Origin of the sequence: Oceanobacter kriegii DSM 6294 (genome assembly GCF_000422845.1) — a bacterium.
GTDB classification, from domain to species: Bacteria; Pseudomonadota; Gammaproteobacteria; order Pseudomonadales; family Oceanobacteraceae; genus Oceanobacter; species Oceanobacter kriegii.
The window spans coordinates 40,863-59,258 of sequence record NZ_AUGV01000008.1 but is presented as its reverse complement, the minus strand read 5'-3'; the positions used below and the strand labels follow the sequence as shown (position 1 = coordinate 59,258).

Here is an 18,396-nt window from a genome sequence, read left to right as displayed (position 1 = left end):
ATTTGATTCTCGAAAGAGAGCAGGTGAAAAACCTGAATGGTTAGATTTTCTAATCATTACCGTGAAAAAGAGTCGCTTTATTCTGAAGACCCCGATGCCTACTATGGCACCCATCAGCAACACAGACCCAATCCAAAGGATGACCTATATGAAAGTTGAAAACACCGAATACTACATCGACGTTGACCAGGCTATCGCCGACGCAAAAGCTGCTCGTGATGCTTACCTGGCTGAGATCTTTTCTTCCCTGTTCGCCAAGATCAAAGTTGCTCTGACTTCCAAAAAAGCAGACAAGCTGGCTGCCGCTCACTAAGAGCTGACCAACGACTGTTTACCCGCAGGTCATCGGCCGACTTCAAGGAACCAACAACAATTCTTCCTTGCTGTCAGGCACAACCTGGGGCGGTAATATCCTCGCAAGACCTACGTAACATCCCCTCCTGCTAGACCTTCTTAAAAGCCACTTCTGAAACACCCGGCTTCAAACACCTGATCCACACATCTGATCCATACAAACGTTTCCAAGCCCCACTTTTTGCTGAATATTTGAACCAGACCTGGTTGCCACCTGAATGGTATGGCCTCACAGCAAGTGCGGATTCTCGTAGTCACCCCGAAACATCAGCTGCACCAGTACAGGCTCATCGGTTTCGTTTTTGAAGTACCAACCATGACTGCCTTCAAAGGGCGCGATAAAGCTGCCTTTCATCTCGGTGGAACGCCCCACCACGTAGCTTTTGAAATACCCGCTGGTATCACCCTTGGGCTCACCGTGCATATCGACGTACACCTGGCTGCTACTGCTGATCCAACGGAAGTCGACCTGAGCGCCCTGCTGCATGGTCATTTTGTATTCCAATCCGCTATTGGGCATCAGCGTTAATTGAACGGACTTACGGGTATCGGCCGGCTTGTTACCCCCTTCGGCATGACTAGCGCCCTGTGCTTGCGCCGCTTGCATTGCCTCCAGCGCCTCTGGAGAAAGCGCCGTCAGATTCAGCGCCTTGCCGACACCGGTCGGGTCGATATTGTATTCGGCCGGTAAAATCACCGTAAACAAGGCAATCAGTCCCACCAATATGGCAGCGGCAGTGGCTTTCCACAGCGTGGCTGCGGAAACCTGCGCTGTGTTTACCTCATTATGAATCTCAGCATTCATATCAAGACGCTCCTGTTATTGGGTGAAATAGCCGGTTAATTGAAACCCCGCCAGCATCACGCCAGAGGCCATCAAAGCCGAGTTAGTGACGACCGCAAAGCGACCAAAAGACGGCGACTGTCGCCACGCAGACAACAGCAACACCACCAATGCCAGCGCAGCAAACTGACCCAGTTCAACGCCAAGATTGAACGCGATCAGGTTTTCCAACAGGCCGTCTTCGGGAATGTGAAACTCCTGCAACTTGGTCGCCAGACCAAAGCCGTGAAACAGCCCGAACATCAGCACCATCAAACGGGTGTCGGGCTGAAAACCCAACAAACGCTTGAAGCCGCCCAGATTATCGAAGCCTTTGTAGAACACCGACAAACCGATAATGGCGTCGATCAGATAAGCATTGAGTTGAATATTGGCCAGCACACCACTCATCAGGGTAACGCTGTGGCCGAGGGTAAACAGGCTGACGTACAGCAGCACATCGCGGCTGCGATAAAGAAAGAACACCACTCCAACCAGAAACAGAATATGGTCGTAACCGGTGATCATGTGCTTGGCGCCAATGTACAGAAACGGCGCAAACTGCACGCCACTGTTCATCTGCAAGAACGCGCGCGTGTTGTCATCGACGCCGTGGGCTAGCGCCGTCAGGCTCAGTACGGTCAGCGCACTGGCCAGTAATAATTGGGTGAATAAACGAAGAGTGCTGTGCATAAACCAAAGCCGTACCTGCCACGCAAGAACCCGTTAGCCTCGCACGGCAAGGGCATTCAGTCATTTCCTGAAAGGCCGTAATCACCTACCACTTGGGTAGCAAGCCATCCGTCCATACCCAACTGCCAACGCCAGTTCGGTCACTACCGCCAGCAGGATGCCGATTCCGGCAAAGCCGCGTAGCCATTCCGTAAGCCCCAGCATCACCAACCCGACCATAGCCAGTGCCAGCCCTTTGGCAATGCCCGATTGTGCAGCGCCTGCGGGGGTATTCCGGGTAAACCAGCACAGGGCCGCAATGCCTGCAAACAGCATGGCCGTGCGACGGGCGACAAAATCGGCGGACTCTCCTCCTTCAATACCAAACAGCCACCAGGCGATATCCGGCGCGCCCAGCAGAATCAGAAAAAGCAGGGAGGCTATAACGGTGGTGACGATGTTCAGATTGCGGAAAGAAAACATCGGTCGGGCAGCAGCGGCTATCGAGGTCATGACATCATCCTTGAAGTCGTTTGAGCGATTAAACGTACAAAAAGAAAAGCCTGCGTGAAGCAGGCTTTCAGTGTATCCAGTCTGTGATCGTCAGAATGAGCTCTGTCTATCAGAATGGTACTCTCTATTAGAAGGGTACATCGTCATCGTAGTTTGGCATTTGCTGGGCGAAGCCTGCGTCTGCCGGAGCCGCCATTGGCTGGGCTTCGCTGAGGGACTGAACGCGCCAGGCTTGCAGGCTGGTGAAGCATTTTTCCGGCTTGCCCGGAGCGTTCCACAGACGGCCATTCAGGTTAAAGGTCACCAGAATTTCATCGCCCAGGTGGAAGCTGTCCATCAGGGCACATTTGTCTTTGATCAGTTCAAACGCCACGTAGTTCGGGTATTCCGACTTTTCGCCATCGCCGGTCAGTTTGATCACAAACTCGCGCTTGGTGAAGTTGTTCTGGCCGTAGCTTTTGGTGTCGTCGATCGAGTGGATAACGCCTTGGGCTTCGAAGCTTTTGGACATGGAGTCAGGACCTTTCGGGAATCGTTAAAGTTGCCGAAATCATAACATTGATCCTCTCCGCACCGCACATCAGCGATGTTTGTATTGGGTGGCGCAGTAGCCGCGGGAAATATCCGGATGGCGCAGTTGCAGGTGCTTGGTTTTGCGACCGCTCATACGTTTACGCCACATACGGAAGCTGGAGGCTTTCATTTCCTTGCGCATCAGGTTGATCACCTGCGGTTCAGACAAGCCATAAAGGCGCTCGATGGCTTCAAAAGGGGTGCGGTCTTCCCAGGCCATTTCGATGATGCGGGAGATATCGGCAGGAGTCATGGTCGGCCTTCGATTGCAAATTGTTCTTTGTCAGAACGTTCTAATCTAGCCTCTCTCCAACCCTCGTACAAGTTATGTATAAATAAAAGCAGCCATTCGGTGCGCAGTGCACACCCTACTCTGACCTTCCGTAGGGTGTGCACCGCGCACCAGTTGTGGCATTCCAGGTCGCAACGCACTGCCCTATCTGATATCCGAGAGTCACCGATAAATTGCAGGAGGTAGCGTGCTGCCGATGGAATTTCGCCAGCAAACTCACTCCCACACAGGACGTAGCGGGAGCGAGGTCGCTTGAGGCAATCAGCGGTCGATGCGTTCGCCCGTGGCTTTGTCGAAGAACACCGCCAGGCTCATATCGACCATCAGGTCGGCAGCAGCGCCCGGTGTAACGTCGAAGCGCGGCCCCAAGCGGCAGTCGACCTGTGTGCCGTTCAGCTCAGACACCACCATGGTGTCAGCACCGGTCGGTTCGGTTACCAGTACCTTCATTGGCAGGTGCGTCACCATAGGGTCGGCCTCTTTATGCGGCAGTGGCTCGGTAATCTTTTCCGGACGTAGGCCCAGAACCACTTCGTTACCAATCTGGCTGGCCAGCGCTGCGCTGTTTGGAACCGGCAGCTGCTGTACCGCGCCATTGGCGTCTGTCACTTCTACCGTCACCGCCGCCGCAGTGCCCGCCAATTTGGCCGGAATGAAGTTCATCGCCGGGGAACCCATAAAGCCCGCTACAAACTGGTTGTTAGGGTCGTTGTAGATCTCCTGCGGGGTACCGAACTGCTGCACGATGCCGTCTTTCATTACCGCGATGCGGTCGGCCAAAGTCATGGCTTCGATCTGGTCGTGGGTAACGTAGACAATGGTAGTGCCCAGATTCTGGTGCAGCTTCTTGATTTCGGTACGCATCTCAACCCGCAGCTTGGCGTCGAGGTTGGACAGCGGTTCGTCGAACAAATACAGACGTGGACGACGGGCTAACGCACGTCCCATAGCGACACGCTGACGCTGACCACCGGACAACTGACCTGGCTTGCGGTCGAGCAGGTGTTCGATTTGTAGCAGCTTGGCAACACGCTCCACTTCCTGAGCACGCTCGTGCTTCGGCACCTTGCGAATTTCCAGACCAAAAGCAATGTTCTCAGCCACGCTCATGTTCGGGTACAGCGCGTAGCTCTGGAACACCATGGCGATGTCACGATCTTTCGGCTGTACATTGGTGACGTCGTCGTCACCCATCAGGATGCGACCGGACGTCACGGTTTCCAGACCGGCGATCATGTTCATCAGCGTCGACTTACCGCAACCGGAAGGACCCACCAGAATCAGAAACTCACCACTCTCAATGGAGATGTTAATGCCCTTGAGGATATCCCCCTGGCCGTAGTTCTTTACTGCATTTTCAATCGTCAGAGCAGCCATATTCTTAGCCTCTTTCTGAGTGCTGTGCGAATCCCACAACACCAAATAATTTTTTATTTTTTCAACCAACCCACCGGGGTTATTCAGGCCGATGAGTTGGCGTCATCAGTGGATGTGCCTCGGAGCCATCGGAGCGTTACGAGCGATGGAAGAGCAAGGCAAAGATCGACGAGAGGAGCGGAGTTTATAAGTCATAAATGAGCATCCTCGAGTCGAGCTTTAACGCAGCTATTCCAAGCGCAGTAGCTCCGATCAGCCTTTGACGGCACCGGCGGTCAACCCCTTCACGAAATACTTGCCCGCCACCATGTACACAATCAGCGTCGGCAGTGCGGCAATCAGCGCTGCTGCCATATCGACGTTGTACTGCTTGCCGCCGAAGCTGGTGTTCACCAGGTTGTTCAGCGCCACCGTCACCGGCTGGGTTTCAGCACCGGAGTACACAATACCGAGCAGGAAGTCGTTCCAGATCTGGGTGAACTGCCAGATCACGGTCACGACGATGATCGGCGTCGACAGCGGCAGTACCACGCGACGGAAAATAAAGAAGAACCCTGCGCCATCCAGTTTTGCCGCCTTGATCAGCTCTTGTGGCAAGCCGATGTAGAAGTTGCGGAAGAACATGGTGGTGAAACCGGTACCGACAATCACATGCACCAACACCAGACCCGGGGTTGAGTTGGCCAGTCCGAAGAAGGCCAGCGTGCGCGCCATTGGCAGCAGGATCACCTGCAGTGGGATAAAGCAGCCCACCAACAGCAGACCGAACATCAGCTCGCTGCCGCGGAAGCGCCAGAACGACAATACATAACCGTTCAGGGCACCCAGCAAGGTGGAAATAATCACCGCCGGAATCACAATCTGGAATGAGTTCCAGAAGTAGCTGGAAATACCTTCACAGCTGGAACCGGCACAGGCACTGCCCCACGCCGTTACCCAGGCATCAAAGTTGAGGCTGGATGGCAGCGACAACAGGTTACCGGAGCGAATTTCTTCAACGTCTTTCAGCGAGGTGATCAGCATCACCCACACTGGCATCAGGTAGATAAAGGCAACCGCGGCAAGAATGGCGTACAAGCCCAGTCGTGCTGCACGGCGCGTTACCGTCATTGGAGCTTCAACCATGTTTCTTACCTCGCAGTTCGGAGTACAGGTACGGCACCAGAATCGCCAGTACACCACCCAGCATTACCATCGCGGATGCGGCACCCAGGCCCATCTGACCGCGGGTGAAAGCGTGGGCATACATAAAGTTGGCTGGCAGGTCGGAGGCATAGCCCGGACCACCGCCAGTCAGTGCGGCCACCAGGTCGAAGCTCTTGATGGCAATGTGCGACAGAATCACAAAGCAGCTGAAGAACACCGGCTTCAGGCTCGGCAGAATGATGCGACGGTAAATGGTCGGCATCGAGGCACCATCCAGTTTGGCGGCCTTGATCATTTCGTCATCGACACCACGCAAACCGGCAATAAACAGCGCCATCACAAAGCCGGATGACTGCCATACGGCGGCGATCACCAGGGTGTATACCACCATGTCGGGGTCGACCAGCCAGTCAAAGCTAAAGCTGGTCCAGCCCCAGTCGTGCATCATTTTTTCCAGACCCAGGCTTGGGTTCATCAGCCATTTCCAGGCGGTACCGGTAACGATGAAGGAGATTGCCATCGGGTACAGGTAGATGCCGCGAATAAAGCCTTCGTTGCGGATTTTCTGATCCAGCAACACGGCCAGCACCATGCCGATCAACAGGCACAGGGCAATAAACAGGAACGAGAAGATCACCAGGTTCTCCAGCGAGACCATCCAGCGATCGTTCATAAAAAGTTTTTCGTACTGTTCGAATCCAACAAATTTCCACACTGGCAAGATGCGAGACTTGGTCAGTGACAGCAGGAACGTCCAGCCGATGTATCCGTAGATACACACAAAAATAATCAAGAAGGTTGGCGCCATGACGAGCTTCGGCAGCTGGTCGGCTAACGCCTGTTGCAGCCGCGCCAGTGGCGACAAGGCAGCGCTGTTAATGCTGCGCCCGGCTGTATTGGTTTGTTGGTTCATGGTCAGTACCCGTTTTTTGAGCGTACGAACCCTGTGATGCCCACCTGACCGAAATCAGGTGGCACCCGGAGAACGCATTTTCAGATAAAACTATGTTGAACGTTGGCCTGCCGCGCCAATAACAGCAGGCCGGTGTTCAGACGGTTCAGGAAATTACAGGGAGGCCTTGATGGCGCGAGCCATCTTGTCCACTGCTTCCTTGGCTGACAGGTTCTTGCTGTTGTAGAAGTTGGTCACTACGTCGTAGATCGCACCCTGGGCACGGGAGTTGGTGGACATACCGTGGGCCATGGAAGGCACCAGGTCACCGGTTTGTGCCGAGGCTACAAACGCATCCATGGAAGCGTGTGCACAGCTGTCAAAGGCGGAGCGATCCATACCCAGACGCGCCGGGATAGAACCCTTGTTCAGGTTGAAGGTTTCCTGGAAGGTTGGCTCCATCACCAGACGGGCCATATCGGCCTGCGCGGCCTGACCTTCGTCGTCGCTCAGAGCGAACATGGCGAAGGAGTCGATGTTGAAGGTGAAGGCACCGGAGGTATCTGGTGCTGCCAGGCAGACGTAGTCAACACCCGCGTTTTTGCCCGCTGCGGTGAATTCGCCCTTGGCCCAGTCACCCATGATCTGCATCGCGGCCTGACCGTTGATGACCATGCTGGTCGCAATGTTCCAGTCACGGCCCGGCGCGTCAGCATCGATGTACTTGCGGGTTTTCTTGAAGGTTTCAAATACCTTCACCATGATGTTGCTTTTGAGAGTCTGCTGATCGAGGTCGTGGAACGCCTTGTTGTAGAACTCAGAGCCACCCACACCCAGGGCGACGGCTTCAAACAGGGTCGCGTCCTGCCATGCCTGACCGCCGTGGGCCAGTGGAATAATGCCTTTGGCTTGCAGCTTTTCAGCCGCATCGAAGAACTGATCCCAGGTGGTCGGAATCGCCACACCGGCTTGCTTGAACAGTTCCGGGTTCGCCCACAGCCAGTTCACACGGTGTACGTTCACAGGAACGGCCACGTATTCACCTTCGTACTTCATCACGTCGCTGACCACAGGTGGCAGCAGGGAATCCCATTTGCCTTGCTTGGCAACGTCATCCAGAGACGCCAGAAAACCCAGCTCGCCCCACTCCTGAATGGAAGGGCCTTTGATCTGGGCCGCCGCAGGCGGGTTACCGGAAACCGCACGGGATTTCAGAACGGTCATCGCGGTTTCACCACCACCACCGGCAACGGCGAAGTCTTTCCAGCTGTGACCTTCTTTCTCGAGTTCTTTTTTCAGAACGTTCACCGCGGCCGCTTCGCCGGATGAGGTCAGGTAGTGCAGGACTTCCACTTCGCCAGCGGAAACAGAGGCAGCAGAAACAGCCAGCGCCATTGCGCCAACCAGAGCTTTGATCTTGAGCATGTGAGCGATCCTTTTATATTTTTTGTGTCGCAGGTTCGGATAAGTCCGAATCAGTAAAGTACCAAACCCTGCGGCACCAGAAAGTAAGGTTCACCGTTGAAGTGTTGCAAAGTCTTTCAATTGCCTTCAATTGTGAAACAAACCGCCGTCGATCAGAAAATATCCAACCAAACCTTGCTCATCTTTTGGCAAGACATCAGAAAGCAGCCAGACAAGCCTGATTGGTTGGGGCCATCAATCCCATTGAGAATAGACCAGCCTGAACCGCACCGGCTTTGCGAGCCAGGCTCAGGGTCCCTAGCTGCGTGGCAGCACCACCCGGGCTTGCAAGCCACCGGCGGGATGATTGGAGAGCGTCAGTTCGCCACCGTGGGCGCGCGCAATGTTGCGGGCAATCGATAACCCCAGCCCCATGTTCAGACCAAGGTTAAGAGAAGTATCGGATTTCAGACGGGTATACGGATCGAACACCTTTTCCAGCTGTTCTTCCGGAATGCCGGGGCCGTGATCCAGAATGGCGACCACCAGTTCGGTATCGGTGTCTTCCAGATACACCTCGGCACTGCCGCCGTAATACAGCGCGTTGTCGATCAGGTTGCCAAACAGCCGCTTCAGCGCCAGCGGCTTGCCGCGATAAAAGCATTCCTGCAGCAGCGGCACCACCACTTGCTTGCCGTCCAGCCGCGCCCCCTCGGACAGGTTGGTAAACAGCTTCATGATGTCGACGTCGGCCGGGTTCTCGTGAATATCGGTGTCTTTCACGCATTGCAGCGAGGCTTTCACCATCAATTCGAGGTCTTCCAGATCGTCAATAAAGGCTTCCCGAACCTGCTCTTTTTGCAGCAGTTCAGCACGTAACCGCAGGCGAGTAATCGGTGTTTTAAGGTCGTGGGAAATGGACGCAAACAAGCGTTCGCGGTCATTCAGATAACGCTGAATGCGGCTTTGCATTTCGTTCACTGCCCGCGCCGTGGCCAACAGCTCCTTGCTGCCGGTTTCATCCAGCTGTACGGAATCGCCACGGCCAAACTGCTCCATCGCCTCGGTCAGCGACCGCAACGGCCGGGTCAGCGAGCGCACAAACACACTGCCCAGCAGCAACACCACCATCAGCGACAGCAGCAAGGACAACAGCCGCTCCAGACTCAGCGGCGACTGCTCATCCAGAAACATCGGGTCTGGCATCAGCGTCGCCAGATACAGCCATTCGGTATCGGACACCGGAATCTGCACCACCAGAATCGGCGCATCCAGCGGCTTGTAGAGCAAGCTCGACGCCCCCCAACTGTCGGGCAGATCGACCAGTTTGACCTCGTTGTTCAGCACGTGCAGGTCGTCGGCGCGGGAGAATTCAATGAAAACGCCGTCGTGCAAACCCAGCTGCTCCGCCAATACCTGACGGGTGGTATCCACCACGATCTGTTTGCGCTCGGAGTCGTTGAGGTCGTTGATATGAATGCGTTCGCGGTTCAGCGACACAAAGAAACGAGTGCCACCCATATCGCGCAGCTGGTCGAGCACTACATGGCGATAAATTTGCGGCAAGGAGGTGAAGAAATTGGCCGTCGCAGCAATGCGATAGGCCATGTGCTCCGACATTTCGCGGGTGGTTTTGTTGGTATCGGTACGCCACTGGGCGTACCAGATGCTGGTCGAAATGCCCTGCGCCAGCACAATGCCCAGGGTCAGCAACAGCAGGAAGCGCGCCGACAGTGACGATTGTTGCAGCCGTCGACGCCCGGCCTCAAGCCAGCGGCGCATCGGCCCGGCTTTCCACACTGGCGGTAAATACGTAGCCTTTGCCACGCACGGTTTTGATCAGCGTGGGGGCTCGCGCGTCGTCACCCAGACGGCTGCGCAAGCGGCTGATTTGCACATCAATAAATCGGTCCATGGGCAGATTGTCGCGGCCACGGGTGATACTTGCAATGGCTTCGCGAGTCAGTACTTCGCCGTGGCAGTCCAGCAACATAATCAGCAACTGGTAATCGGTGCCCGACAAGCCAATGTCTTCACCGTCCGGCCCCACCAGATTACGGGAAATGGTATCCAGTGCAAAACCGTTAAAAGTGCGAAATCGCTGCCCCGTCGGGGCGACCGGGGTATCCGGCATCTGCTCGGTGCGGCGGCGAATGGCCTTGATCCGTGCCAGCAGTTCGCGGGGGTTGAAGGGTTTTTCAAGGTAGTCATCAGCGCCCAGTTCGAGGCCGACAATACGGTCGGTTTCTTCGGCGTTGGCGGTCAGCATGATGATCGGCACTTGTGAGAAACCCCGCACGCGCTTGACCACTTCAAAGCCGTCGATGTCCGGCAGCATCACATCCAGAATCACAATTTGCGGGTCCGCTGCGGCCTGTTCACGCAGGTGATCCACAAACGACAGTCCGTCTGCAAAAGCAGACACCTCAAACCCCTGTTGCTCCAGATACGCCTGGAGTAACAGTCGAATCCCTTCATCATCATCGACTACGCATACGGGTTTTGAAACAGACATAATTCACCGGGTTATCTACAAAGGCAGGCCATGCTGGCCAAACTGGCGTCGTACCGATGGCAGTATAAACCAGCTGCAGCACTTCGTATGAGCGAGGTCGCAGGTCTGCGCCCTCAGCGAAATAGAAAGTCGGCTCACCGTGACCGGTGAGCCGACAGGCTCCTGAACAGAGCCGAGAGTGTGGCGCTTGCCCGCAACCCAGGTGACCAATCCGAGCGAGCACTATACGAGCAGCGCCAACCTGTTTTGAACAACCCGGGCTTGAACAGAGGCACCCGGGTCCTTCAAATCAGAGGCTTACCACCAAACTTCAGCCTGTACACCAAAGCTGGTGCCAGTGTTGTCGCCGGTAGGAATCGCAACCTTGCTGCCGCTGGCGTGGGTAACAAACGCACGAATCAGCGGACGGGACCAGTAGTCGTCACCTGCCGCCCACTGCTGGGCAACGGTTACTTTGGTCAGGTTGTTGTCTGTACCCATGCCTTCATCGTAGGACACGGAGTCGTAACCAATTTCAATCGCGGTAGATGCGGTGTCGTTCCAGTGGAACACCGGACGAATACCCGCAGAGAGCCAGGTTTTGGCGTTGCCATCGGCATCTTCAACGGTTTCGTGTACCAGGTTGTACTGGGCTTCGCTGGTGTCGGTGATGTCGAACAAACCGTGGTTGATCAGACGCAGCATGGAACCTTCCATCTGGCTGTTGTTAACGCCAGTGGAGCCTGCCATACCGTCAGTACCGTACTGAACCACAACCTTGTTGTAGCCGCTGGATACGCCCAGTGCGTATTCCAGGGAAACCAGCGTACCGCTGTTGTCGGCCACGTCGGCGTCTTCCTGTTCTTCAGTCAGGTTTGGCAGACCGAAGGCAACACCGGCTTCCAGAGTGCCGCCAGCAATGGCGATACCGGCAACGCGCAGGTCGATGTTGTTGTTGTGAACAGAGGTGTCGTCGTCAACGTCGTCCTGGTTTTCAATCCAGGCTACAGACAGTTTCTTGTCGCCGCCCAGGTCGATGTTTTCAACACCGGCACCGACGTTGCCGGAGGCATTCCAGTAGAAGTAGTCAGACATGTGAACGTCGTGACGCTGGTAGTAACGCTTACCGGCCCACAGGGTCGCGCCTGGCAGAGCATCAATAACGTTGTCACCCAGAACAGCAATCTGTACCGGGTTCAAGGCATCGGAGTCGGTACCGGCCATCATGGTGTTGAGGCGGAAAGTACGGCCGTTGGCTTCGTACAGGGTGCCTTTGAAACCGGCTTCGTAGTAGTTGTCGCACTCGTTACCCAGACGGTACTTGGAGCCTGCACCATCAGCCTTATAGCACGCCTGCTCACCACCTTCGGTGGCAGTCCCTACGCCGGCACGGAAATAACCGTAGAAATCCAGGTCGGAGGCAGATACAGGCATTGCGGCAATGCCAGCAATGGCACAAGCCAGAATTTTTGGAGTCATGGTCACGCGTTTCATGTTGATGTCGCTCTCTGTCTTTGGTTTTTATTGTTGTCTACCTGAACCACCCCAACGGGTTGGCATTTGGTAGCCTGTGCGATGAAACAACAGCGGGTAAGCCCGGCTGGAAGTCGTTGCGGTTGGCACGCCTTCACAGCAATTGCCGGAAAAGCCCCATGCTACGAATGGTGTTGAACTCCTGTCGCGGTGTGGTTGTCGGATTTTCCGCCCAACCTGCTTGTTGTTATTTTCATCGCGCCGCTCAGATGGCGGGTGTTGAAAAATTAACAAACTTCCTTCGACGGAAAAGCTATTTAATCCTTCAAAATGTAACAAAACCTTGCAGGATTTTTGGCGACCTTACCCAACCATCCAGCCGCTCGACGCCTTCGATGCCCATGAAACAAGGCCTGACGGCATTTTCAGCGAGTATTTCAGCGCTGGAACAGAGCGTATCGGCTGTCATAAATGTAATAAAGTTAACTACATTTTCATGAACAAACGCTCAAATTCTCACCATATTCATCGTTTCAGGCCGGTGCAGGTATCGAAAAAACCACCAAAACCGCCGAACCAACCTTAAAAACGGCGCGGAGATTACCAGTATGTTTGCCAAAATACTCCCTGAAATTCACAGAATTTTCGTAAATTTCACAATATTTGGTTTGCCTGATCGGCAAGCACTCCCTAAAATCGCCATCAACAACGTTAAATAATTACAAATAAACGCCCATTCCAAGCCAACAAAAGAGAGCACCATGAGTTCCCAAGCTTGTGACATCGTCATTTTTGGCGCCCTGGGAGACCTCGCCCAGCGCAAACTGCTTCCTGCTCTGTACCAGCTCGGCCGTGCCGGTCTGCTGGACGCTAACAGCCGTGTCTTTGGTGTCGCCCGTGACGACACAGATACCCAGGGTTTTACCGAAACCAGCCTGAATAACCTCAAGCGCTTTGTGCCTGCCAATGAATGTCAGGAAAGCGATATGGCCGCGTTCGCCGAGCGCCTTCAATATGTGAAGGTCGACTTCAAACAGGCAGAGCAATATCAGGCCCTGGCAAGCGCCCTGCAGGATGGCCACAAGGAACGTGTTTTCTACTACGCCACTGCCGCCAGTCTGTTCGGCCCGATGAGCGAGAACCTGCACAACGCGGGCTGCCTGAATGACAGCAGCCGTGTGGTACTGGAAAAGCCGCTGGGTCACGACCACGAGTCGTCCAACGAGATCAACGAATACGTTGCCCGCTTCTTTGAAGAGCGCCAGATTTACCGGATTGACCACTACCTGGGTAAAGAGACGGTACAAAACCTGATTGCCCTGCGTTTTGCCAACCCGCTGTTCGGTAACCAGTGGTCGTGCAAGAACATCTCCCACATTGAAATTACCGTGGCAGAAAAAGTCGGTATTGAAGGCCGTTGGGGATACTTCGACGACGCCGGCCAAATGCGCGACATGGTGCAGAACCACTTGCTGCAACTGCTGTGTCTGACCGCCATGGACCCGCCGCTGGATTTGAGCGCCAACGCCATTCGTAACGAAAAAGTGAAAGTGCTGCAGGCACTGAGCCCGGTCGTGGCCTTTGGCCCTGAGCGTGAAGTGGTCCGTGGCCGCTACGTCGACGGCATGATCGACGGCAAGGCGGTACCGGGTTACCTCAACGAAGACGGTGCCAACCCGCACAGCAACACCGAAACCTTCGTGGCGATCAAGGCCAAGATCAACAACTGGCGTTGGGCAGGTGTGCCGTTTTACCTGCGCACCGGCAAGCGCATGAAACAGAAGCTGACCGAGATTACCGTTCACTTCAAACCGCACCAGCACTTCATCTTTGATGAGCGCCAGCGTTCCACCGCCCACAACCGCCTGACCATTCGTCTGCAACCGGAAGAAGGCATCTCGTTGCAGATTCTGAACAAGGATCAGGACCTCGGCCGCGACAACGGTCTGCGTGCCGGTTCCCTGCGTCTGGATTTCGCCAACGACTTCGGCCGTGGCCGCATCCCGGATGCGTACGAGCGTCTGTTGCTGGAAGTGTGCCGCGACAACCAGAACCTGTTTGTGCGCCGCGACGAAATTGAATACGCCTGGAAATGGGTCGACCAACTGCAAGACCAGTGGGCCCAGGACCCAACCCCGCCGCAGCCTTACCCGGCCGGTAGCTGGGGCCCGAAAGGCGCGGATTTGCTGACATTGAAAGAAGGCCACTGCTGGCACGAGGACCTGTTGTAATGACTGCCAAACTTCCTGCAGCCATCGAACTGCTGCGCTTTACCGATCGACAGCATTGCGCCGAAGCGGTTGCCGCACACGTAGCCGCTGCGCTGGCGCTCGACATCGCCGACCACGGTTCTGCCTCTCTGGCGGTATCCGGTGGCTCTACCCCGGCGCCGATGTTCAAAACCCTGAGTCGACTGGACCTCGGTTGGGACAAGGTCGCCGTTACCCTCGCCGACGAGCGTTGGGTGAGCCCGGACCACGCCGACAGCAACCAGGCCAAGGTGCAACAGCTGCTGCTCCAGAACGACGCAGCCGCCGCCAACTACATCCCATTGTGGAACAACCACTCGGACGGTGCAGCGGATGCAGCCGCCCTGGCTCAAACCGAGCAGGCGTTACAGCAACTGCCTGAGAAACTGTCCTGCGTGATTCTGGGCATGGGCAACGACGGCCACACGGCGTCGCTGTTCCCTTGCTCGAGTGAGCTGGCCAGCCTGTGGGATGCCGAGTCTGCAGCGGCCTGGTGCCAGCCAACCACTGCGCCGCACCAGCGCATCACCCTGACACCCCAGCGTTTGTTCGCCAGCAAGGAGCGGATATTGCATCTGAACGGTCTGGACAAGCTGGAAACCCTGATGAAAGCGCTGGCAGGAACCGACGTTTCGGAGATGCCGATCCGTGCCTTCCTGAATCAGCCAATCACTGTTTTCTGGGCCCCGTGAGGCCGCCGGCCGCCGCTGCTGCCACCGGGCAGCACGGCGACCGTCTATAAGGAGAGTTGTTATGACAACCGCATACCCACAAGCATTCATCAACCAGATCGACGAACTGGCGGCCCTGGCTCCTGTTGTTCCGGTGATTCGCATCGACCGTATTGAAGACGCCGTACCACTGGCACAGGCACTGGTCGACGGTGGCCTGCCAGTACTGGAAATTACCCTGCGTACCGACGTTGCCCTGGATGCCATCAAGCTGATCAGCGAAAACGTCAAAGGCGCTCGCGTTGGTGCTGGCACAGTGACCAACCGCACCAACCTGCAACAAGCCATTGATGCGGGCAGTGAATACATTTTCACGCCGGGTGCCACACCGGACCTGCTGGAAGCCGCACTGGAAGCCAATATCGCCATGATTCCGGGCATCCAGAGTGTGTCTGAAATGATGGCGGGTCTGGATCTGGGCTACCGTCGCTTCAAGTTCTTCCCGGCAGAAGCTGCTGGCGGTACTGCGGTACTGAAATCCATCGCTGGTCCGTTCAGCGATGTGCGTTTCTGCCCAACCGGCGGCATCAAGCTGAGCAACGCCAGTGACTATCTGGCACTTGGCAACGTCATGTGCGTGGGTGGCAGCTGGGTAGTACCCGACGACCTGATCGAAGCCGGTGACTGGGATGCCATTCGCACCCTGGCCGCGGAAGCTGCGGCCCTGCGTAGCTAATCAGGCGAATAGCACAGGCTGTTGGGCCAGCACCCAGTAGCCTGTCAGAACCGGACAGGGCTGTCCGGCTCACACAGAGATAACCCTTGCGGGCGTTATTGAAACATCCGTCAGACAAGCAGGAGCCAATGCATCGACCGTTTCATAGTCCAGGTTCATGGCCCAGGCCGATGCGTCGAATTGACCGCTTTCTGATACTAATTAACCGATACGACGTACAAAACCCGCAAAGCACTTCTCTCTGTCATAACGAACAACAACAATTACACTCAGCACATAACGTTGAGATCGAGAAGGAAAGTGTCATGTCAGCCGTAACCGATTTGCCTGTGTGGCAGTCCCTGCAACAGCGCATCGAACCCGCCTTGCAAACCCCAATCAAGTCGCTGTTCAGCGATTCCCAGCGCTTCAGCAAATACTCGCTGAAAGTACAGAACATCATGCTGGACATCTCCAAGCAGCCGATTGACGACGAAACCTGTGCCCTGCTGCTGCAACTGGCTCGAGATATTGGTTTGGAAGAGCGCCGCGAAGCCATGTTCAACGGCGAACGCATCAACATCACCGAAAACCGTGCCGTGCTGCACACCGCCTTGCGTAACCGTGGCGGCGCACCGGTTTACGTCAACGGTGCCGACGTGATGCCGGTGGTGCAAAACGAGCTCAAGCGCATGCGCACCTTCGTAAAAGCGGTACGCAGCGGCATGTGGCGCGGTCACTCCGGCAAGCGCATTACCGACGTGGTGAACATTGGTATTGGTGGTTCCGACCTTGGCCCTCGGATGGTGACCCAGGCGCTGAAACCTTACGCTGACGACAAGATCAACGTCCACTTTGTGTCCAACGTCGACGGCGTTGAAATCGCCAACGTACTGAAAGGCCTGAACCCTGAACGGGTACTGTTTGTGGTGGCGTCAAAAACCTTCACCACCAGCGAGACCATGACCAACGCCCATACAGCACGTAACTGGCTAATGGCGTCCTCGTTCGACAGCCGCGCCGTTGCCAAGCACTTTGTGGCAGTGTCTTCCAATGTGGATGCGGTAAAAGCCTTCGGCATCAAGGCCGAAAACACCTTCCAGATGTGGGACTGGGTTGGCGGTCGTTTCTCGCTGTGGTCTGCCATTGGTTTGCCGATTGCGCTGTATCTGGGCTTCAAGCAGTTTGAAGAACTGCTGCAAGGCGCCCATGACATGGACCTGCACTTCCGCAACGAACCGCTGGAGCGCAACGCGCCGATGTGGCTGGCCCTGACCACCCTGTGGAACTCCACCTTCCTGGGCCGTCAGAGTCAGGCCATTTTGCCGTACGACTGGCCACTGCAGAAATTCTCGGCCTACCTGCAACAGGCGGAAATGGAGTCCAACGGCAAGTCTGTGGATAAAGACGGCCAGCCTGTGCCTTACACCACCGGTTCCATCATATGGGGGCAGCTGGGCATCGACGGTCAGCACGCGTTCTACCAGTACCTGCACCAGGGCAACACCATTGTGCCAGCCGACTTTATTGGCTCGATTGAGTCCAGTACGCCGGTGGAAGGCCACCACGAAAAGCTGATGTCGAACTTCTTCGCCCAGACCGAAGCGCTGATGTGCGGCATCGACGCCGATCATATTCGCGCCGACCTGACCGCCAAGGGCATGTCTTCCGAAGCCATTGAGCGACTGATTCCGCACAAGGTGCACGAAGGTAACCGACCAACCAACAGCATCATTCTGGATCGCCTGAACCCACGCACGCTGGGCGCGCTGATTGCCATGTACGAGCACAAGATTTTCATTCTGGGCTCTATCTGGGACATCTGCTCGTTTGACCAATGGGGTGTGGAGCTGGGCAAGACCCTCGCCAAAGGCATCCTGCCAGAACTGCAGGAAGGGGTGATCAAGGATGGCCACGACGACTCGACCGCCAACCTGATGCGTTACTTCGTGGAAAAGCGCAAGGCGCTGCTGGACAACGACTGAGTCTTCGACCTGATCTTATGTGTCGGACATAGCGGGCCAACACGCACAACCGACAGTCGATGGCACTGCGTTTCTTAACAAACCGTCAGACTGACTGGAGCATTCCTCCAGCAGTCTGGTAACCTCCCCCCCATACAGTGAGCAACCGTTCTCTCACTGCCATAAGCCATCTACCTAACGATCGTTACCTTTGTGGAGACCCGACGTGCAACAGAAAACCGTGCGTATGCCCGCCATCAAACGCATCTCCCTGATTGCCCACGACAACATGAAACCCGTGTTGAGCGACTGGTGTCGTCAGCACCAAAGTCTGCTGTCCCAGCATCAGCTATTCGCGACGGGCACGACCGGCCACAAACTCTCCAGCGAACTGGGCCTCAGTATTGAATCCCTGATCAGCGGCCCCCTGGGTGGCGACCAGCAAATTGGCGCCAAAATTGTCGAGCAAAAAATCGATATGGTGGTGTTCTTCTGGGACCCGTTCGAGCCCATGCCACACGACCCGGACGTGAAAGCCCTGCTGCGTATTGCGGCGGTCTGGAACGTGGCGGTGGCCTGTAATCGTACTTCCGCCGACTTTATGCTGACCTCACTGCTGACCGCCCAAGGCTACGACTACCAGATTCCGGACTACGACGCCTATCTGGCTGAGCGTTTGGATCAGCACGGCTCTGCGGAATAGAACCAGCCAGCATCAACGATAAATAAAAACAGGGAGCCAGCAGGCTCCCTGTTTGGTGTTGGGTGAAGTGTGGGTTAAGTG

Annotated in this window: 19 protein-coding genes; 7 read left to right on the top strand and 12 right to left on the bottom strand. The window is 55.7% G+C overall.

The genetic code is table 11. The annotated features are described in order from the left end of the window. Positions 1-148 precede the first annotated feature (148 nt). Complete coding sequence (locus G516_RS24625; protein WP_156878974.1) at positions 149-313, top strand: RSP_7527 family protein; 165 nt, start codon at positions 149-151, stop codon at positions 311-313. Between the two features lie 270 nt (positions 314-583). Here the strand turns inward: G516_RS24625 and G516_RS0106645 are convergent, their stop codons facing one another. From G516_RS0106645 to G516_RS0106590, 12 genes are all read right to left on the bottom strand, one after another. After that, positions 584-1,159, bottom strand: coding sequence for a hypothetical protein (locus tag G516_RS0106645; protein WP_051219020.1), 576 nt, complete (start codon positions 1,157-1,159; stop codon positions 584-586). A 15-nt stretch (positions 1,160-1,174) separates the two neighbouring features. Beyond that, complete coding sequence (locus tag G516_RS0106640; protein ID WP_028292990.1) at positions 1,175-1,870, bottom strand: HupE/UreJ family protein; 696 nt, start codon at positions 1,868-1,870, stop codon at positions 1,175-1,177. An 81-nt stretch (positions 1,871-1,951) separates the two neighbouring features. Next, entirely contained in the window at positions 1,952-2,362 is a 411-nt protein-coding gene (locus tag G516_RS0106635; protein WP_051219019.1) for a hypothetical protein, read from the bottom strand. A gap of 127 nt (positions 2,363-2,489) precedes the next feature. Continuing rightward, a complete protein-coding gene (locus tag G516_RS0106630; protein WP_028292988.1) occupies positions 2,490-2,873 on the bottom strand; it encodes a DUF3127 domain-containing protein in 384 nt (127 codons plus the stop codon). Between the two features lie 69 nt (positions 2,874-2,942). Beyond that, on the bottom strand, positions 2,943-3,188 hold the full coding sequence (locus tag G516_RS0106625; protein ID WP_028292987.1) for a TIGR03643 family protein: 246 nt from the start codon (positions 3,186-3,188) through the stop codon (positions 2,943-2,945). Positions 3,189-3,488: 300 nt separating this feature from the next. Further along, on the bottom strand, positions 3,489-4,604 hold the full coding sequence (locus G516_RS0106620; RefSeq protein ID WP_028292986.1) for an ABC transporter ATP-binding protein: 1,116 nt from the start codon (positions 4,602-4,604) through the stop codon (positions 3,489-3,491). 252 nt (positions 4,605-4,856) lie between these two features. Beyond that, the gene (locus tag G516_RS0106615) at positions 4,857-5,729 is read right to left on the bottom strand and encodes a carbohydrate ABC transporter permease (protein WP_084644914.1); all 873 of its coding nucleotides are present in this window, start codon (positions 5,727-5,729) and stop codon (positions 4,857-4,859) included. Continuing rightward, positions 5,722-6,663: a carbohydrate ABC transporter permease gene (locus tag G516_RS0106610; RefSeq protein ID WP_051219018.1), complete on the bottom strand. Its 942-nt coding sequence runs from the start codon at positions 6,661-6,663 to the stop codon at positions 5,722-5,724. Before G516_RS0106610 ends, G516_RS0106615 begins: the two co-directional genes overlap by 8 nt. A 153-nt stretch (positions 6,664-6,816) precedes the next feature. Beyond that, positions 6,817-8,067 carry an ABC transporter substrate-binding protein gene (locus G516_RS0106605; RefSeq protein WP_028292983.1) on the bottom strand — a complete coding sequence of 417 codons (1,251 nt, stop codon included), beginning with the start codon at positions 8,065-8,067 and terminating at the stop codon, positions 6,817-6,819. A 297-nt stretch (positions 8,068-8,364) separates the two neighbouring features. Beyond that, a complete protein-coding gene (locus G516_RS0106600; protein ID WP_036535041.1) occupies positions 8,365-9,828 on the bottom strand; it encodes an ATP-binding protein in 1,464 nt (487 codons plus the stop codon). Beyond that, complete coding sequence (locus tag G516_RS0106595; RefSeq protein ID WP_028292981.1) at positions 9,812-10,561, bottom strand: response regulator; 750 nt, start codon at positions 10,559-10,561, stop codon at positions 9,812-9,814. Before G516_RS0106595 ends, G516_RS0106600 begins: the two co-directional genes overlap by 17 nt. 297 nt (positions 10,562-10,858) lie before the next feature. Then, positions 10,859-12,034 carry a maltoporin gene (locus tag G516_RS0106590; protein WP_051219017.1) on the bottom strand — a complete coding sequence of 392 codons (1,176 nt, stop codon included), beginning with the start codon at positions 12,032-12,034 and terminating at the stop codon, positions 10,859-10,861. Between the two features lie 158 nt (positions 12,035-12,192). Here G516_RS0106590 and G516_RS24620 point away from each other — a divergent pair, with 158 nt between their 5' ends. The 6 genes from G516_RS24620 to G516_RS0106565 all read left to right on the top strand — a co-directional run bounded on the left by G516_RS24620 (position 12,193) and on the right by G516_RS0106565 (position 18,315). Continuing rightward, on the top strand, positions 12,193-12,513 hold the full coding sequence (locus G516_RS24620) for a hypothetical protein (protein WP_156878973.1): 321 nt from the start codon (positions 12,193-12,195) through the stop codon (positions 12,511-12,513). Positions 12,514-12,774: 261 nt separating this feature from the next. Beyond that, on the top strand, positions 12,775-14,244 hold the full coding sequence (gene zwf, locus G516_RS0106585) for a glucose-6-phosphate dehydrogenase (RefSeq protein ID WP_028292979.1): 1,470 nt from the start codon (positions 12,775-12,777) through the stop codon (positions 14,242-14,244). Next, positions 14,244-14,954: a 6-phosphogluconolactonase gene (gene pgl, locus G516_RS0106580; protein WP_036535038.1), complete on the top strand. Its 711-nt coding sequence runs from the start codon at positions 14,244-14,246 to the stop codon at positions 14,952-14,954. The genes zwf and pgl overlap by 1 nt, the downstream gene beginning before the upstream one ends. Positions 14,955-15,015: 61 nt before the next feature. Next, positions 15,016-15,669, top strand: coding sequence for a bifunctional 4-hydroxy-2-oxoglutarate aldolase/2-dehydro-3-deoxy-phosphogluconate aldolase (locus G516_RS0106575; protein ID WP_036535036.1), 654 nt, complete (start codon positions 15,016-15,018; stop codon positions 15,667-15,669). Positions 15,670-15,974: 305 nt separating this feature from the next. Next, positions 15,975-17,633 (top strand): glucose-6-phosphate isomerase, encoded by a 1,659-nt coding sequence (pgi, locus tag G516_RS0106570; protein ID WP_028292976.1) that lies wholly within the window; start codon positions 15,975-15,977, stop codon positions 17,631-17,633. A 205-nt stretch (positions 17,634-17,838) separates the two neighbouring features. Then, entirely contained in the window at positions 17,839-18,315 is a 477-nt protein-coding gene (locus G516_RS0106565) for a methylglyoxal synthase (protein WP_028292975.1), read from the top strand. Positions 18,316-18,396: the final 81 nt, after the last annotated feature.

What these genes read in the sequence shown, in the direction of transcription:
- G516_RS0106605 (WP_028292983.1), bottom strand. Translation starts at nt 8,067, where the DNA reads ATGCTCAAGATCAAAGCTCTGGTTGGCGCAATGGCGCTGGCTGTTTCT.
- G516_RS0106610 (WP_051219018.1), bottom strand. Translation starts at nt 6,663, where the DNA reads ATGAACCAACAAACCAATACAGCCGGGCGCAGCATTAACAGCGCTGCC.
- pgl (WP_036535038.1), top strand. Translation starts at nt 14,244, where the DNA reads ATGACTGCCAAACTTCCTGCAGCCATCGAACTGCTGCGCTTTACCGAT.
- G516_RS0106630 (WP_028292988.1), bottom strand. Translation starts at nt 2,873, where the DNA reads ATGTCCAAAAGCTTCGAAGCCCAAGGCGTTATCCACTCGATCGACGAC.
- zwf (WP_028292979.1), top strand. Translation starts at nt 12,775, where the DNA reads ATGAGTTCCCAAGCTTGTGACATCGTCATTTTTGGCGCCCTGGGAGAC.
- G516_RS0106635 (WP_051219019.1), bottom strand. Translation starts at nt 2,362, where the DNA reads ATGACCTCGATAGCCGCTGCTGCCCGACCGATGTTTTCTTTCCGCAAT.
- G516_RS0106640 (WP_028292990.1), bottom strand. Translation starts at nt 1,870, where the DNA reads ATGCACAGCACTCTTCGTTTATTCACCCAATTATTACTGGCCAGTGCG.
- G516_RS0106615 (WP_084644914.1), bottom strand. Translation starts at nt 5,729, where the DNA reads ATGGTTGAAGCTCCAATGACGGTAACGCGCCGTGCAGCACGACTGGGC.
- G516_RS24625 (WP_156878974.1), top strand. Translation starts at nt 149, where the DNA reads ATGAAAGTTGAAAACACCGAATACTACATCGACGTTGACCAGGCTATC.
- G516_RS0106645 (WP_051219020.1), bottom strand. Translation starts at nt 1,159, where the DNA reads ATGAATGCTGAGATTCATAATGAGGTAAACACAGCGCAGGTTTCCGCA.
- G516_RS0106590 (WP_051219017.1), bottom strand. Translation starts at nt 12,034, where the DNA reads ATGAAACGCGTGACCATGACTCCAAAAATTCTGGCTTGTGCCATTGCT.
- G516_RS0106620 (WP_028292986.1), bottom strand. Translation starts at nt 4,604, where the DNA reads ATGGCTGCTCTGACGATTGAAAATGCAGTAAAGAACTACGGCCAGGGG.
- pgi (WP_028292976.1), top strand. Translation starts at nt 15,975, where the DNA reads ATGTCAGCCGTAACCGATTTGCCTGTGTGGCAGTCCCTGCAACAGCGC.
- G516_RS0106595 (WP_028292981.1), bottom strand. Translation starts at nt 10,561, where the DNA reads ATGTCTGTTTCAAAACCCGTATGCGTAGTCGATGATGATGAAGGGATT.
- G516_RS0106600 (WP_036535041.1), bottom strand. Translation starts at nt 9,828, where the DNA reads ATGCGCCGCTGGCTTGAGGCCGGGCGTCGACGGCTGCAACAATCGTCA.
- G516_RS0106625 (WP_028292987.1), bottom strand. Translation starts at nt 3,188, where the DNA reads ATGACTCCTGCCGATATCTCCCGCATCATCGAAATGGCCTGGGAAGAC.
- G516_RS0106575 (WP_036535036.1), top strand. Translation starts at nt 15,016, where the DNA reads ATGACAACCGCATACCCACAAGCATTCATCAACCAGATCGACGAACTG.
- G516_RS24620 (WP_156878973.1), top strand. Translation starts at nt 12,193, where the DNA reads ATGCTACGAATGGTGTTGAACTCCTGTCGCGGTGTGGTTGTCGGATTT.